Annotated in this window: 14 protein-coding genes; 11 read left to right on the forward strand and 3 right to left on the reverse strand. The window is 55.1% G+C overall.

The window, feature by feature from the left end; translation table 11 throughout:
* Window positions 1-18 precede the first annotated feature (18 nt).
* From dusB to C7476_RS11610, 4 genes are all read left to right on the forward strand, one after another.
* Window positions 19-1,008 carry a tRNA dihydrouridine synthase DusB gene (dusB, locus tag C7476_RS11595; RefSeq protein ID WP_181872407.1) on the forward strand — a complete coding sequence of 330 codons (990 nt, stop codon included), beginning with the start codon at window positions 19-21 and terminating at the stop codon, window positions 1,006-1,008.
* The gene (locus tag C7476_RS11600; protein WP_114430082.1) at window positions 1,008-2,162 is read left to right on the forward strand and encodes a two-component system sensor histidine kinase NtrB; all 1,155 of its coding nucleotides are present in this window, start codon (window positions 1,008-1,010) and stop codon (window positions 2,160-2,162) included. Before dusB ends, C7476_RS11600 begins: the two co-directional genes overlap by 1 nt.
* Before the next feature lie 2 nt (window positions 2,163-2,164).
* Window positions 2,165-3,625 carry a nitrogen regulation protein NR(I) gene (gene ntrC, locus C7476_RS11605; RefSeq protein ID WP_114430083.1) on the forward strand — a complete coding sequence of 487 codons (1,461 nt, stop codon included), beginning with the start codon at window positions 2,165-2,167 and terminating at the stop codon, window positions 3,623-3,625.
* A 201-nt stretch (window positions 3,626-3,826) separates the two neighbouring features.
* On the forward strand, window positions 3,827-4,303 hold the full coding sequence (locus C7476_RS11610; protein WP_114430084.1) for a YfbU family protein: 477 nt from the start codon (window positions 3,827-3,829) through the stop codon (window positions 4,301-4,303).
* 62 nt (window positions 4,304-4,365) lie between these two features.
* On the opposite strand, the gene C7476_RS11615 is transcribed toward C7476_RS11610, so the two are convergent.
* From C7476_RS11615 to C7476_RS11625, 3 genes are all read right to left on the reverse strand, one after another.
* Window positions 4,366-4,875, reverse strand: a complete 510-nt coding sequence (locus C7476_RS11615) for a DUF1993 domain-containing protein (RefSeq protein WP_114430085.1) — start codon at window positions 4,873-4,875, stop codon at window positions 4,366-4,368.
* A 124-nt stretch (window positions 4,876-4,999) separates the two neighbouring features.
* Window positions 5,000-5,788 carry a GGDEF domain-containing protein gene (locus tag C7476_RS11620; protein ID WP_114430086.1) on the reverse strand — a complete coding sequence of 263 codons (789 nt, stop codon included), beginning with the start codon at window positions 5,786-5,788 and terminating at the stop codon, window positions 5,000-5,002.
* A gap of 189 nt (window positions 5,789-5,977) precedes the next feature.
* A complete protein-coding gene (locus tag C7476_RS11625) occupies window positions 5,978-6,952 on the reverse strand; it encodes an aldo/keto reductase (protein WP_114430087.1) in 975 nt (324 codons plus the stop codon).
* A gap of 286 nt (window positions 6,953-7,238) precedes the next feature.
* Between C7476_RS11625 and C7476_RS11630 the strand changes: the two genes are divergently transcribed.
* The 7 genes from C7476_RS11630 (at window position 7,239) to hflX (ending at window position 15,514) form a co-directional block, all read left to right on the forward strand.
* Window positions 7,239-9,503, forward strand: a complete 2,265-nt coding sequence (locus C7476_RS11630; protein WP_114430088.1) for a sensor histidine kinase NtrY-like — start codon at window positions 7,239-7,241, stop codon at window positions 9,501-9,503.
* Window position 9,504: 1 nt separating this feature from the next.
* On the forward strand, window positions 9,505-10,866 hold the full coding sequence (ntrX, locus tag C7476_RS11635; RefSeq protein ID WP_112529193.1) for a nitrogen assimilation response regulator NtrX: 1,362 nt from the start codon (window positions 9,505-9,507) through the stop codon (window positions 10,864-10,866).
* A gap of 111 nt (window positions 10,867-10,977) precedes the next feature.
* Window positions 10,978-11,742, forward strand: coding sequence for an MBL fold metallo-hydrolase (locus tag C7476_RS11640; protein WP_114430089.1), 765 nt, complete (start codon window positions 10,978-10,980; stop codon window positions 11,740-11,742).
* 8 nt (window positions 11,743-11,750) lie between these two features.
* Window positions 11,751-12,854: a lactonase family protein gene (locus tag C7476_RS11645; RefSeq protein ID WP_181872408.1), complete on the forward strand. Its 1,104-nt coding sequence runs from the start codon at window positions 11,751-11,753 to the stop codon at window positions 12,852-12,854.
* 11 nt (window positions 12,855-12,865) lie between these two features.
* A complete protein-coding gene (locus C7476_RS11650; protein WP_114430091.1) occupies window positions 12,866-13,732 on the forward strand; it encodes a D-amino-acid transaminase in 867 nt (288 codons plus the stop codon).
* 123 nt (window positions 13,733-13,855) lie between these two features.
* The gene (hfq, locus tag C7476_RS11655; protein WP_106716647.1) at window positions 13,856-14,095 is read left to right on the forward strand and encodes an RNA chaperone Hfq; all 240 of its coding nucleotides are present in this window, start codon (window positions 13,856-13,858) and stop codon (window positions 14,093-14,095) included.
* A 6-nt stretch (window positions 14,096-14,101) separates the two neighbouring features.
* A complete protein-coding gene (gene hflX / locus C7476_RS11660) occupies window positions 14,102-15,514 on the forward strand; it encodes a GTPase HflX (RefSeq protein ID WP_114430092.1) in 1,413 nt (470 codons plus the stop codon).
* Window positions 15,515-15,534: the final 20 nt, after the last annotated feature.

The raw sequence follows: 15,534 nt of genomic DNA on the forward strand, positions 1-15,534 counted from the left end.
CGAAACAGGCAGAATCGCGTGATCGAATTGGATCAACCACTGGATGTTGGCGGAGTACTTGTGCGAAACCGCGTGTTTCTGGCGCCGATGTCCGGCGTCTCTGACCTGCCGTTCCGCCAGTTGGCGTGGCAGGCGGGAGCCGGCATGGTCGTATCGGAAATGGTTGCCAGTGCAGAGCTTTGCACGCGCGAACGCGGCAACCTGTTGCGCCTCAGGGGCGATGGATTGGGCACGCACGTTGTGCAGATCGCAGGCCGTGAAACGCGATGGATGGCTGAAGCAGCGCGGATCGCCGAAGGCGAGGGTGCCCATATCGTCGATATCAACATGGGCTGCCCGGCCAAAAAGGTAACCGGCGGCTTGTCGGGTTCGGCACTCATGCGCGATCTCGATCATGCATTGACACTGATAGACGCAACTATCGGTGCTGTGCGCGTGCCAGTTACCTTGAAAATGCGGCTTGGCTGGGATGACACCAGTATCAATGCGCCGGAGCTAGCTGCGCGTGCAGAGCAGGCCGGTATCAAGATGATCACCGTGCATGGCCGCACGCGCTGCCAGTTCTACGAAGGCAAAGCTGATTGGCACGCTATTCGCGCTGTCAAGGACGCCATTTCGATCCCTCTCGTGGCTAATGGCGATGTTCTTAACCGTGACGATGCGATGGCTATTCTTGCAGCCTCGGGTGCAGATGCGGTCATGGTAGGGCGCGGATCCTACGGTCAACCTTGGCTACCAGGAACGATCGTTCACGGAAACGAACCAGATGCCAGCCACATGATCGCCGATTATGCAGTCGCGCATTACGAAGCGATGCTCTCGCATTACGGCGAAGCCACGGGTATTCGGCATGCACGCAAACACCTTGGCTGGTATCTCGAGAAACACGGATTCGATGTAGAGCCCGCTGTCCGCGCGTCGATCATGACCGAAACCAATCCCCAACACGTTGCACGACGCCTCCACGCTGCGCTCACAAATACAGAAGAAATGAGGAAGGTGGCCTGATGACAGCATCGGATAAATCTATGCTGGGAGACCGGTTGGCGGGCGTCGTCCTGAATTCGATCCGGCACCCGGTTATCATGCTCGACGATGCAGGCTACATTTCCTATGCCAACGCCGATGCTGAAGCATTCTTCCGCTCAAGCGCCAACATTTTGAGCCGTAACACGCTCGATATGTTGCTACCGTTCGGCAGCCCACTGCTGGCGCTGGTCAAGCAAGTGCGCGAAAACCCGTCACCGGTCAACGAATATCGTGTCGACGTCTCGTCACCACGGCTCGGCCAGGACCGGATTGTCGATCTTTATGTCACTCCCGTCAGTGAATCGCCGGGTTCGATCGTCATCCTTTTCAAGGAGCGCTCGATGGCAGAAAAACTTGATCGGCAGATGACGCATCGCGGCGCGGCGCGCTCGGTTACCGGCCTCGCGTCCATGCTGGCGCACGAGATCAAGAACCCGCTTTCTGGGATCAGGGGAGCCGCGCAATTGCTTGAGACCGGTCTTTCCGACGATGACCGGGCGCTGACCCGATTGATCACCGATGAGACCGACCGGATCGTGTCACTCGTCGATCGTATGGAAGTTTTTTCCGACGAACGGCCGATAGAACGGGAAGCGGTGAATATTCACGTGGTGCTCGATCACGTCAAAGCCATCGCCAAGAATGGATTTGCCAGCCATATCAAGTTTCACGAAGACTATGACCCGTCGCTGCCTTATGTGTTCGCAAATCGCGATCAGCTTGTTCAGGTTTTCCTCAATCTCGTAAAAAATGCAGCCGAATCCATCGGCGCCAACGAGCCAGGAGAAATCACGCTCTCAACCGCGTTCCGTCCAGGTATCCGCCTGTCGGTGCCGGGTATGCGTACCCGGGTGTCGCTGCCGCTCGAATTTTGCGTTTCGGACACGGGTGCGGGTGTGACGCCTGATATCATGCCGCATCTGTTCGATCCGTTCATAACCACTAAGCCTAATGGTTCCGGGCTTGGCCTCGCTCTGGTCGCCAAGATCGTCGGTGATCATGGCGGCGTCATCGAATGCGATTCAGTGCCGCGCAAGACGACCTTCAGAATTCTCATGCCTGCGTGGCAGAGCGGTCCGCTTGATGACGATCGTGCAGACAACAGTCCATATACGAAGAAAGCAGGGTCCTGATTATGAGTTTGGGCAGTATTCTCGTCGCAGATGACGACGCAGCGATCAGAACGGTCCTCAATCAGGCGCTTTCCCGTGCTGGCTACGACGTCCGTATAACGTCCAATGCAGCTACCTTGTGGCGCTGGATATCGGCGGGCGATGGCGATCTCGTGATCACCGACGTAGTGATGCCGGATGAAAACGCGTTCGATCTTCTGCCGCGTATCAAAAAATCGCGGCCCGATCTGCCCGTCATCGTTATGAGTGCGCAGAACACCTTCATGACCGCCATTCGTGCCTCTGAGGCGGGGGCCTACGAGTATTTACCGAAACCGTTCGATCTGACGGAGCTGGTCAGCATCGTCGGACGGGCACTTTCAGAACCGAAGAAAAAGCCGGAAAAATGGGTTGCGGACGAACAACCCGATACAATGCCACTGGTCGGCCGCTCGCCAGCGATGCAGGATATCTATCGGGTATTGGCGCGCATGATGCAGACCGATCTGACGGTGATGATCTCCGGTGAGTCGGGTACTGGCAAGGAGCTGGTGGCGAAAGCTCTGCATGAATATGGCCGCCGGCGCAAAGGTCCGTTTGTCGCCATCAATATGGCCGCGATTCCGCGGGATCTCATCGAGTCCGAATTGTTCGGTCATGAGCGCGGGGCTTTCACTGGCGCGCAGAACCGGTCGAGCGGACGCTTCGAACAGGCGGACGGTGGTACCTTGTTCCTCGACGAAATCGGCGATATGCCGATGGAAGCGCAAACGCGGCTTTTGCGCGTGTTACAGCAGGGCGAATATATGACCGTCGGCGGGCGCACGCCGATCAAAACCGACGTGCGCATTGTTGCTGCCACCAACAAGGATTTGCGCACCCTCATCAACCAGGGCCTTTTCCGCGAAGATTTGTACTATCGTCTCAATGTGGTGCCACTGCGCCTGCCGCCTTTGCGCGAACGCGGTGAAGATATTCCGGATCTCGTGCGACACTTCTTCAAGATGGCGGCGAAAGACGGTCTGCCTGAAAAACGTATCATGGCCGATGGCCTCGATCTTATGCGGCGTTACCCCTGGGCAGGCAACGTGCGCGAATTGGAAAACCTCGTCCGCCGTCTTGCGGCTCTCTACCCCCAGGAAGAGATCAATGCGGACGTCATCGAAGCGGAACTCAAGGCCGACCTGCGGCCAACCGAGCCATCGTCGAATTCGATGGCGGACCAGGATCTCACTATCGGCCAGGCGGTCGAACTGAACATGCAGCGCTACTTCCTTTCCTATGGAGACGACCTGCCACCCGTCGGTCTTTATCAGCGCGTACTGGAGGAGATGGAATATCCACTTATCCTTTCTTGCCTGACGGCGACGCATGGTAACCAGATCAAGGCTGCCGAATTGCTGGGACTCAATCGCAATACATTGCGCAAGAAAATCCGCGAACTGGGTGTCAACATCTACAAGAGCGCCAAAAGTGAACGCTGACTAGGTGGGTATTTGCCTTTTAAGAAATCATTAGGTATTATCAAATGATTCACCAGTTCGAACAATATCAGCAGAAGATAAAATTGTAACTACTGCGACAGAGCCTTTTTAAGGTAAGTATGCGTAGAGTAATCACCAGAAATCTCGTGAATTAACGCAACCGGTAACGTGCCGAATTGCCATTCGATCACACGGAGGTGCATGGTGTTCAGTTTTGCAGAGCGATTGATGTTGTTCAATCAATACGAAATCTTGAAGAAGCTTGATCCTCAGAAATCAAGCCTCTACTCGCGGCATCAGGAAGTCGTGGAGAAGGGTTTCGAGAGTCTTTATGAGGATCTCGGAATTTCAACGACGACGCTGAGCAAGGAAGAAGCGCAGGAAATGGACGATATCCTTGCGTTGTTTCGGGCAATCAAAACTTCGAGTGGAGGAGCGGCCAGCAACGTGCCGGGTAAAACGGCGTTTGTTGGCTTTGGCTCCAGCCAGCCTGACGAGCGTTTCGCTTATGCGGACTTCCTCAGCAACATCCTGAAGTTTCCGCTGGAAATCTCCAACAGCCCTGACAATCGGCCGGAACTGCAGCTTGAAAAATATCGCACCATGCTGAAGCGCTGGGACGAAATCGGCAGAAAGCGTGAGCTTTCCCCTGACCAGATCGAACATCTGGTCGCTTGACCTGCACAGATATAAATCATTGTGGCCGGCAAATGCCGGCCACAATCATTCAGGCTTGACCGTCAACCCAATGAGCCAAGGTAGTCGAGTTTCCCGACAGGCACGCCATTGTGGCGCAGGATGTTTTGAGCTGTCGTGACATGAAAATAGAAGTTCGGCAGGACGAATTTCTGAATGTAGTCTTTGCCGCTCAACGTCACTCCCATCTTGCCGAATTTCAGCGTGACTTCCTTATCCGCAGTGCCATCAAGCGCTGACGGATCGACGCTCTCTAAAAATGCAACTGTCTTGGCGATGCGCTCGCGCAGTTCGGCAAAATCCGCTTCCTCATCGGGAAATTTCGGAACGTCGACTGACGTCAGGCGGGCGATTACGCCCTTCGATGTATCACTAGCCCGCTGGATTTGGCCGGAGAACGGCAGCATGTCCGGCGCCAGACGTGCGTTGACGAGAACTGCCGGAGCAATTTTCTTCTCCTCTGCGAATGCCTCAGCCTTGTCGATCAAGGACGAAAGAACGGAGAAACCACGGACAAACGCCGGAACGGAAATCTTGTGCATGGATAATGACATATGTGTACTCCTTGAAGCATCGCCGGACTTGCGGATGGAGATGAGATGAGAATAGCTTTGGTGGCATTGTAGCGTGCCAAGCGCAAATACGTCGCGGCCTCTCTTTTTCAAGGCCACCCGGTCGCTAAATCTTGCGAAGCTTGGGTTCGAAAATTGTGGCGGGACTATCATCGGCATGAACTATGCGGTTTCGCCCCTGGTTCTTCGCCGCATAGAGGCACTTGTCAGCGGCCACCAACGCTTCCTCCAGGCCTTGTCCAGGTCGGTGAATCGATATCCCGACGCTTACCGTCACGTCGAGATCGCCTATCCGAAGGTATTTGGAAATATCCCGAACACCTGTGAGAATCCGGTGCGATATCCAATCGGCCTTTCCGAGGTCCGCACCCGTCAGGAAAATGGCGAACTCCTCGCCGCCGAACCGCGCGGCAAAATCCCACTCGCTAATGGTGGACCGGATGAGGATTCCAATTTCCTGGAGTACTCCGTCTCCAACCGCGTGGCCGTACCGGTCGTTGATCGACTTGAAATGATCGGCGTCGATATAAAGGACTGCACCGGCACTTTTGTCCGGATCGCATAAGGCGATCTGTTTCTGCGACTGCATGTAGAATTCGTTACGGTTCGAGAGGCCGGTGAGATCATCTTTGCGTAAGGCAAGATCAAGTCTTGAGGCGGTTTGCTTCAGACGATAGTTGAGCCCGACGAGAAAAGCACCGAGCGGAACACTCACGACAATGACAATGATTGTCGTGACGATGAGCGCCACATCGAGACGATCCAGTCTGACAACCAGGAAGAAAAGAACCGTGAGCAAATCCGAGGCGGCAATCGCCATGCCGACCATGATCGCGACCTGTTTTAGAGGTGGCGAGTCACCGAATTTCGTCATCCATAAATCGTAGGTCGTCATTGCCGTCCGCCGAGTGTGTCTTTACTCCATATATCGACAGGACGATAAGGAAAGCTCTTTACGAACAGTGTAATTTTAACTGTTATTATTTTTTTATAGGATGTTCATCTGAGGAAATTATTTCAGCCGCATGTTTTATAAACGCGCTCGCGGCTGGAATTATCGCAAAGGATGCAAAACTATTTCCTATCAAACAAAACCCATGACGCGATGCGGAATATAGGGCCCTTCTAGCGCAGCAATTTCATCGTCAGATAATTCTATTTGAAGAGATGCAACAGCATCATCTAGATGTGATGCTTTTGTAGCGCCAACTATAGGAGAAGTAACCTTGGTCAGAACCCAGGCAAGTGCTATTTGTGCGCGCGGCAGTTTCCGTTGCTCCGCAATTTTTGAAACTGCACTTACAACCTTCTTGTCAGCATCTTCAGTACCGGCATAAAGCGTTTTGCCGAATTCATCGGTTTCAGAACGAGCGCTCGTTTCCTCCCAGTCACGCGTAAGCCGGCCGCGGGCAAGGGGGCTCCATGGAATGACGGCAATGCCCTCGGCCTTGCACAGCGGTAACATTTCCCGCTCTTCCTCGCGATAGAGCAGATTCACATAGTTTTGCATGGAAACGAAGCGTGTCCACCCTCTCTGACTAGACGTCGCAAGCATTTGAGCGAACTGCCAGGCATACATGGACGATGCCCCGATATACCTCGCCTTGCCGGATTTCACGACCTCATGAAGAGCTTCCAATGTTTCTTCGATAGGCGTTTCGTAGTCAAAGCGATGGATCTGGTAGAGGTCGACATAGTCAGTGCCGAGGCGCCGCAAGCTCGCATCGATTTCCGCGAAGATGGCTTTGCGGGAAAGGCCTGCGCCATTCGGTCCCTGGCGCATTCGGCTGTTCACTTTTGTGGCGATGACAACTTCTTCGCGCGTACTGAAATCGTTGAGCGCACGGCCAACAATTTCTTCGCTGGAGCCGTCCGAATAAACGTTCGCTGTGTCGAAAAAATTGATGCCAAGTTCCAGCGCTTGCTTGATGAATGGCCGGCTTCTTTCTTCTGAAAGCGTCCAGGCATGGTTGCCCCGGTCAGGCTCACCGTAGCTCATGCATCCGAGACATATACGCGAGACCTCGAGGCCGGTGTTGCCGAAACGCACATATTCCATCTCCAGTTCTCCATCTTTAGAAAAGTCGAGGTGGCAACGTCGGACCATTATGCAGGCGGCTCATGCCAACGCGCCAATTGACGGTGTTTCCGATAGTCGTAAGCCGTTTTGTCGATTTTGGAATGGCGATAGCAAGGTATAACAAGAAATTGACGACAGATCAGGCCCGCAATTCGGATCCGGCAATTGTGGGTAAGTGCTGACAATCAGCATTGTTTCGCGACAAAACGTTGCATTTCCGCCACAATGTGTTGCATGAGTGCCACGTGTGGGAATCACGACAGAGATGCTTTTATCGAATTCGGTCAACCTATCTGGAAATTCGACGGCTGGCGCGACGAGCGGCGGCATCCAGAAGTTTTATTCAAGGGCGGGAATTGCGACGGTTGTCCTCGCGCTTCTCACGACAGGCGTCACTTTTCTGATTCTGACCGGAATGACGCCAATCCACCCAGACAGCCAGACTACGTTGCTGCTCACAAGCATCAATGCGGCGCTGATTGCGGCGCTGATGATGCTCATCGGACGGGAAGCCTACCGTATCGCGCGGGCAAGGACACGCGGAAAAGCAGCATCGCGCCTACATGTGCGTCTAATCATACTGTTTTCGCTCGTCGCCGCCGTGCCGGCAATGATCGTCGCTATTGTCGCGTCCATTACACTCGATCTCGGCCTCGACCGCTGGTTCGAGATGCGGAGTACGACCATCGTCAATTCGTCGATCAGCCTCGCCAATTCCTACATTCAGGAAAGTGCACGCAACTTGCAGGGCACGACGCTGGAAATGGTCAATGACCTCGATAGCCAGCGCACGCTTTATAATCTCGATCGCAGCGGATTTACCCGTTTGCTCACGCAACAGGCGCTGGGGCGGGGGCTTCTTGCTGCATCACTTGTCAGGTCAAATGGTGAAACCGCTGTACGCGCCGACATCAAGACCGACATCGCCATACCTGCAGTAGCAAGGTCGGTATTGGAGACTGCATCGGACGGCAAGCCCGTGCTTATTCCGCCAGAACAAACCAATCTCCTCAGTGCGGTCATCATGATGCGTGAAATACCGGGTCTGTTTCTGTATACGGTGAGGCCCGTCGATGCGGACATTCTCAGTTCGAGCCGATTGATGGAGAAACGAACCGCCGACGAGCAAGCAAGCGCCGGCGACGGGGTAACCACACAGATCCTTTTTGCATTGCTCTATTTCGGCCTGACCCTGACGCTGCTCCTATCGGCTATCTGGACTGGCATAGCTGTTGCTGACAGGCTCGTGCGCCCCATTCGGCTGTTGATTGGTGCTGCTGATGATGTGGCAACCGGTAATCTCGATGTCTCGGTTCCCGTACATCGCAATGACGGGGATATCGGTTCTCTTTCGCAGACGTTCAACACAATGGTGCGGCAGTTGGGGACGCAGCGCAGTGATCTCGTTGCTGCCAAGGATCAGATCGATGAGCGGCGCCGGTTCTCCGAAGCGGTCCTTTCGGGTGTGACCGCTGGCGTTATCAGTGTGAATGGTGATGGTGTCATAGGCATTGTCAACCGGTCTGCTGAAACGATGCTATCGCTCGACCCGGCAACCGCGATCGGCAAGAACCTGACTGCGCTCGTTCCGGAGATCGGACTGGTTTTCGAAGTCGCGCATGCAACGGGCCGCTCCGTCTATCGCGAGCAGGTGACCATGTCGCGTCGCGGCAGCGCGCGGACGTTTAACGTCCAGATTACCGTGGAAGATGCTGAATCGATTGATCATTCGTACGTTGTGACCGTGGATGACATCACCGATCTGGTGGAGGCGCAGCGTTCGTCCGCATGGGCTGACGTTGCAAGGCGCATCGCTCACGAGATCAAGAATCCCCTGACGCCGATCCAACTTTCTGCTGAACGTCTGCGCCGCCGCTATAGCAAGGTGATTACCGAAGATCGGGAGGTTTTCGACCAATGTACCGAAACGATCATTCGGCAGGTCGGTGATATAGGCCGCATGGTCGACGAATTTTCCTCCTTCGCGCGCATGCCGAAACCCGAAATCAAGGCAATGGACCTGCGGGAAGCATTGCGGGAGGCGTCTTTTCTCGTGGAAGTCAGCCGCAGCGATATCCGTTTCGAACGGGATTTTGGCAGTACCCCGCTCATCGGCCAGTTCGACAGTCGTTTAATGGGACAGGCTTTCGGAAATGTCATCAAGAATGCAGCTGAATCCGTTGAATCCATTGTGAAAGAGACTCATGCCAACGGACACATTCTCGTCAGATCCAGACAGGACGACGCGACGATCGTGGTGGAGATTCTTGATAACGGCAAAGGCCTGCCGCGCGAACATCGCCAGCGGCTGCTGGAGCCGTACATGACGACACGCGAAAAGGGTACCGGACTTGGTCTTGCTATCGTCAAAAAGATTGTCGAGGACCACGCTGGACACCTCGAATTGCATGACGCGCCGGAAGATTTTTACGGGGGCCGTGGCGCCATGATCCGCATGACTTTCCCAACCACACAGACCGTTACGCCGGTCGAAGCAGCGACCGATAAATCGGCAAAACAGGTGAATTAGTATGGCATCTGACATTCTTGTGGTCGACGATGAGGTCGACATCCGTGAGCTTGTGGCTGGCATTCTCAGCGACGAAGGCTATGAGGCCCGCGTAGCGTCCGACGCGGATAGCGCGCTCGCTTCGATAGACGACCGCATACCCCGGTTGATTTTCCTCGACATCTGGATGCAGGGCAGCCGTCTGGATGGCCTGGCGCTCCTGGACGAGATCAAGCTGCGGCACCCGGAGATCCCGGTTGTTATGATTTCTGGCCACGGCAATATCGAAACGGCCGTTTCGGCCATTCGCCGCGGTGCTTATGATTTTATCGAGAAGCCTTTCAAGGCTGACCGTTTGATCCTGATTGCCGAGCGCGCCTTGGAAACATCGAAACTGCGCCGCGAGGTTTCCGACTTGCGCAAGCGCTCGAGCGAAAGCTTTGAACTTCTTGGCAGTTCGCTCTCCATGAACCACCTCCGCCAGACCATTGAACGGGTTGCGCCAACCAACAGCCGCATCATGATCACAGGGCCTTCCGGTGCAGGCAAGGAACTCACCGCGCGTGCCATTCATGCCCTGTCAACACGTTCCAAGGGGCCGTTCGTCAATCTGAACGCGGCAACTATCACTCCAGAACGAATGGAAGTCGAACTATTTGGCACCGAATCCGATGGTGGTGAGCGCAAGGTCGGCGCCCTGGAAGAAGCGCATGGCGGCATTCTCTACCTGAACGAGATAGCCGATATGCCGCGAGAGACCCAAAACAAGATCCTTCGCGTTTTGGTGGATCAGCAGTTCGAGCGGGTCGGGGGCACCAAGCGGATCAAGGTCGATGTTCGTATTATTTCCTCGACCGCACAGAACCTCGAGGCAATGATTGCCGAGGGACGTTTCCGCGAAGATCTGTTTCATCGGCTCGCGGTCGTTCCGGTCATCGTCCCGCCATTGGCTGACCGGCGTGATGATATTCCTGCGCTTGTAGAGTTCTTTATGGGGCAGATCGCCGATCAGGCGGGTATCAAGCCGCGAAAGATTGGCCCCGATGCCATGGCAGTGCTGCAGTCGCATTCATGGCCGGGCAACATTCGTCAGTTGCGCAACAATATCGAGCGCCTGATCATTCTTGCCCGGGGCGACGATCCTGAATCGGTGATTACCGCTGATCTGCTGCCCGCCGAGATTGGTGATACACTGCCAAAACCACCTACGGAATCGGACCAGCACATCATGGCGCTGCCATTGCGCGAGGCACGCGAGCGGTTTGAGAAGGAATATCTGATCGCCCAGATCAATCGTTTTGGCGGAAACATCTCACGCACGGCCGAGTTCGTTGGCATGGAACGGTCCGCACTGCACCGCAAGCTCAAGTCTCTCGGAGTCTGATCAAAGCATCTAGTTTTGGCAGCCCTTCGACGTCGGGCACACCCCTTGCTCCCGATTTGCATGAACGCTTAATGCAATGTCGTGGAACAGCACCAGAAAGAGACCAGCGGTATGAAATTGCAACTCCTTCGCAACGCAACGCTGAAACTTGACTATGCCGGCACGACTATCCTGATCGATCCGGATTTCGGGTCGAAGCACAGCCGTCCATCGTTCACGGGCCGCTCACCCAATCCAATGGTCGAGCTGCCGGTATCGACGGATGAAATCCTTGCCGGAGTGGAACTTGTCATTGTTTCGCATCTGCATGCGGATCATTTCGACAAGGTCGCGCAGGAGCTTGTTCCCAAGCATTTGCCTCTCATTTGCCAACCCGGCGACGAAGAAAAAATCCGGTCATTCGGCTTTATCGACGTTACGCCTCTGACGGACGGATTGACATATGAAGGTATTCATTTGACCCGTCGCGACGGCAACCACGGCTCTGGTCCTGTGCTCGAAAAGATGGGAAACGTCATTGGCCTCACGATCGAGGCAGAGGGCGAACCATCGATCTATTGGGCTGGCGATACGATCCTCTATCCGCCCGTGCGCGAAGCAATTGCTACATTTGCTCCGGACATTATCATCACCCATTCCTGCGGGGCCAAATGGGACGGTCTGCTGATTGTCATGGATGCCGAACAGACTGTCGATGTCTGCCGTATTGCTCCCGAAGATACGAGAATCATAGCAACCCATATGGAAGCGTTGGATCACGCAACTGTTTCCCGCGATGATCTGCAGGCCTATGCGAAGGCTCACGACATCGCTAAGCATAAGCTGCTTATTCCCAGCGACGGAGAGATTCTCCATCTCTCCGCCCCGAACGCATGAGATCAACAATGCCAAAAACCTTTGCTTTCGTCGGTAACCTGAATCGCAATGCCTTGCCCGGTAAGGGAAAGGGCATCAGTGTCTTTCAATTCGATGGTGAGACGGGAGATATGACGCTCGCAAGCGAGTATCTGGCGATCGACAATCCGGGGTATCTAGCGATTGACGAGAAGCGCAAGCGCCTCTACGCCGCTGTGGAAGTTCCGGCGTGGAACGAGAATATCGCCGCAGCCTTCGACATTGATCCCTCGACCGGTGCCCTGTCCTATATCAATATGCAATCGACGTTGGGTAACACTACCTGTCATCTCGGTTTCGACCAGACCCGCGAAATGATCTTCGCGTCGAACTACACGGTCGCCGAGCTGGGAGCGCGGCCGGGTAACGCGATCGCTGCGTTTGCCCTACGTGCAGACGGCGGGCTGGAGCCCGCCTTTGCCGCTGCGATCCACGAAGGCCAAAACGCAATCCTGCCGACCGACAAGCGCCAGCACGGCCATTGTGCGATTGCAAGCCCCGACAATCGGACGGTCTTTGTCTGCGACCTCGGGCTCGACCGGATCATGGCCTATGCACTGCCGAAGAAGGGCGAAAGCCTGGCCCTTGCCGTAACACCATTTACGCAAATGCCAGAAGGGGCCGGCCCGCGCCACATGGTATTTCACCCAAATGGCAAAATTGCCTATGTCATCAACGAGTTGAATAGCACCGTTTCCGTTTTGGATTACAATCCGGCAACCGCTGCGCTCATGGTGATCCAGACATTGCCGGCACTGCCGGAGGGCTTTACCGGAACCAATACCTGCGCGGAAATCGCCGTAAGCCCCGACGGTCGGTTCCTTTATGGATCCAACCGAGGTCACAACAGCATTGTCAGCTATGCTATCGCAGCTTCGGGTGAAATTGCCTTGATCGGCTGGACACCATCGCAAGGGATTGGTCCGCGCAATTTCGCAATTGACCCGTCCGGCAAGTTCATGCTGGTTGCCAATCAGAAAGGCGGCGGGATTGCCATCTTCAAACGCGATATTCATGCGGGTGCGCTTGAGGATACCGGCAAACGCGTTGCACTGGAGACGCCCATGCGCATCGTATTCGGTACATTCCACTAAAAGGAGACGCGATGTCGCGCATTGCCTATGTAAACGGTCAATATGTCCAGCATTCGGAAGCTGGTATCCACATCGAGGACCGCGGCTACCAGTTCGCCGACGGTGTCTATGAAGTCTGCGAAATAGCACGTGGCAATATCATGGACATGACCCGCCACCTCGACCGGTTGAACCGTTCGCTGTCAGAATTGAAGATTTCCTGGCCGATGGCACGCAAGGCACTCCAGATCATTATCAAGGAAGTCGTCCGGCGGAACCGGGTTCACGACGGTCTTGTCTATTTGCAAATCACGCGCGGCGTTGCCAGGCGCGATCACGTGTTTCCGTCGCCGGATACGCCACCAGCCATCGTCGTCACCGCCAAGCGCACCAGCCCTGCAGTATCTTCTGCACGGGCAGCCAAGGGCATCAAGGTGATAACTGTGCCAGAAAACCGCTGGGAGCGGGTCGACATCAAATCCATTGGTTTGTTGCCGAATGTAATGGCCCGCCAGCAGGCGAAGGACCAAGGTGCTCAGGAGGCATGGTTCATCGATAGCGATGGTATCGTAAAGGAGGGCGCCGCGACGAATGCCTGGATCGTCACCAAGGATGGCGTTCTGGTCACCCGTCCCGCCGAGAGCGGAATCCTGCGCGGTATCACTCGCACCACCATTTTCGACGTGGCAGAAAGGTTGGGGCTGAAGATCGAGGAGAGGGGCTTTTCTGTCGATGAAGCAAAGAAGGCCAAGGAAGTTTTCATGACCGCTGCGTCAACAGTCGTCATGCCAATCGTTGCGATCGACGGCGAATCGGTAGCAAATGGCCATCCTGGAACAACTACACTTTCCTTGCGGGAAGCGTTTTTTGACATTGCGGAAAAAACGCCATCCTGTTAACCGGAGAGTGAGGGGACTAACAGAGCGCTATTTTTCACCTCCTGCTGGAGCAAAGAAAGTTTTGCTTCCGCCGCAGAATTTTGTATGAGACACGTTTGCTGATCGCATAAAAGGACAAAAACAATGGCTGAACGATCGCAGAATCTTCAGGACCTTTTTCTGAATTCAGTCAGAAAACAGAAGATTTCTCTGACAATATTCCTCATTAATGGTGTGAAACTGACTGGAATTGTCACGTCTTTCGACAATTTTTGTGTGCTTTTACGCCGTGACGGTCATTCGCAGCTCGTCTATAAACATGCGATCTCGACCATTATGCCCAGCCAGCCCGTGCAGATGTTCGAAGTTGAAGAGAGCGAATAACTACTTTTGACAAAAGAAACGACGCGTAACGCACAGAACAATGGTGGGTCGACCGGCAACGGTGAAACCGCCAGAGAACCTACGCGTGCTATCGTAGTTGTGCCTGTCCTGCCACAGCGGTTTGCCGATGGCGGCAGTTCCGACGGCAGCGGGCGCTCGCAATTCCGACGTGAATTTCAGCGCAGCGACGATGCGCGGCTTGAGGAAGCGGAAGGGTTGGCGCGCGCCATCGACCTCGACATTGTACATTCCGATATCGTGCAGGTTTCTGCGCCGCGGCCGGCTACTTTGCTCGGAACCGGCAAGGTAGAAACCATTGGCGAGATCATTGAAGCTTCGCATGCGGAACTGGTAATCGTCGACCATTCGTTGACACCGGTGCAGCAGCGCAATCTCGAAAAAGAATGGAATGCCAAGGTTCTCGACAGGACAGGCCTCATTCTCGAAATTTTTGGCCGCCGCGCCCAGACGAAGGAAGGTGCGCTGCAGGTCGAACTCGCGCATCTGACCTATCAGAAGGGCCGCTTGGTGCGCAGCTGGACCCACTTGGAGCGTCAGCGCGGTGGTGGCGGCTTCCTTGGTGGTCCGGGTGAAACGCAGATCGAGGCCGACAGACGCGCCCTGCAGGAAAAGATACTGCGCATCAAGCGCGAGCTTGAGACGGTCGTTCGCACGCGTACGCTGCACCGGGCCAAACGCAAGAAGGTGCCGCATCCAGTTGTTGCCCTGGTTGGCTATACCAACGCTGGAAAATCCACGCTGTTCAACCGGCTGACTGGCGCAGGGGTCGTTGCGGAAGACATGCTCTTCGCGACGCTTGACCCGACGCTGCGGCGCATCAAGCTCGAACATGGCGAGACGATCATTCTCTCGGATACTGTTGGTTTCATTTCCAACCTGCCGACCCATCTGGTCGCCGCCTTCCGCGCGACACTGGAAGAAGTGGTCGAGGCTGATCTTATCCTGCATGTGCGCGATATTTCCGATCCGGACACCGCTGCGCAGGCGGAAGATGTGCACGCGATCATGGAAAGCCTCGGCATCGAGCGCGGCGATACGAAGCGGATCATCGAAGTCTGGAACAAGATCGATCTGCTGGATGATGCCGGCCGCGAGGCAGCGCAGCGCTTGAGCGCCGCGGCGATTGGCAATGAACATCCGATCCCGGTCTCGGCGATCACGGGTGAGGGCGTGGACGCCCTGCTCAAGGAAATCGAGGACCGGATCGCCGGCAAACTCACCAAGGTCAAGGTCACGCTACAGCATAACCAGATGCGGCTCATGGACTGGATTTATCAGCACTCCAGCAATGTGAAGCGCAAGGATCTCGATGACGGCTCGATCGCCTTGACGATGGATATGACAGTCAATTCGCAGGCAATACTCGACGAGAAGATGCTGAGCAGGGGCAGCAGGTAAGGCACCTTACTTCGCCGACT

The organism is Phyllobacterium bourgognense (assembly GCF_003337575.1).
Lineage (GTDB): Bacteria > Pseudomonadota > Alphaproteobacteria > Rhizobiales > Rhizobiaceae > Phyllobacterium > Phyllobacterium bourgognense.